Source organism: Paenibacillus sp. P46E, assembly GCF_001909095.1.
Taxonomy (GTDB): Bacteria; Bacillota; Bacilli; order Paenibacillales; family Paenibacillaceae; genus Paenibacillus_AQ; species Paenibacillus_AQ helianthi.
The window spans coordinates 1-1,008 of sequence record NZ_LVYZ01000117.1; the positions used below are offsets into that span (position 1 = coordinate 1).

Annotated in this window: 1 protein-coding gene; it reads left to right on the forward strand. The window is 50.5% G+C overall.

What is annotated here, in order from left to right:
• The coding region (locus tag A3849_RS31955) for a transposase (RefSeq protein ID WP_074115058.1) at positions 1-1,008 on the forward strand (1,008 nt) is incomplete at both ends.

Below are 1,008 nucleotides of genomic sequence, written 5' to 3' on the forward strand. Positions count from 1 at the left end.
CCTGGAGCATTACTTTGTGGACGGAACCAAAATCGAGGCCAATGCCAATCGCTACACGTTTGTTTGGGGGAAAGCCGTCAGTAAACACAAAGTCAAACTGCAGGATAAGGTGCATGCCCTGTTCGCTGCCATTGAAACGGCAGAAGAACAGGAAGAACAAGAGAATTCAGGCAAAGACCTGGCTGAACTCGGCACAGATTCCGAAGTGAGCAGCGTGAAACTTGAACAGGTGGTGCAAAAGCTCGAAGCTCAGCTGGCCCAAAAACCGAAAGACAAGCCCTTAAAAAAGGCTGTTCGGACGCTGCGTAATGATTTGCTTCCCCGACTGCTGAAGTACGAACAATACCAAAAGCTGCTTGGGGACCGGAACAGTTTCAGCAAGACGGATCCAGATGCAACGTTTATGCGGATGAAAGAAGACCACATGCGGAATGGCCAGCTGAAACCGGGATACAATGTGCAAATCGGGACCGAAAACCAGTTTATTTTAGCCTACAGTGTACACCAAAGACCGACCGACACCCGCTGTTTAGAGCCGCATATGGAAAAAGCGCAGCAGATCCTCGGAAAACTGCCAAAGACAGTCATTGCGGATGCAGGCTACGGCAGCGAAGAAAACTACGCCTATCTGGAAAAGAAAGAGATTCAGGCGGTGGTGAAGTACGGCAGCTATCACAAGGAAAAGAGCAAGGCCTGGAAAGTGAATGTTGGTAAAATCGAGAACTGGACATACAATGCAGCTGAGGATAACTGGACGTGCCTCGCCGGGAAAATGCTGCATTTCCGCAGAGAAAGCAAGGAAGTCTCACAGAGTGGATATGAAATTTACAAACGTCATTACCGAAGTCAGAGCTGCGAGGGCTGTCCGCTGAAGGAACGCTGCACGAAGGCAGCCGGAGATCGGGAAGTGGTTGTTAGTTTGGAACGACTGCGTTACCAAAAGCAGGCTCGGGAGATCTTGCGAAGTGAGGAAGGTTACGGCCTGGCCGTACGCCGAATGACGGAACC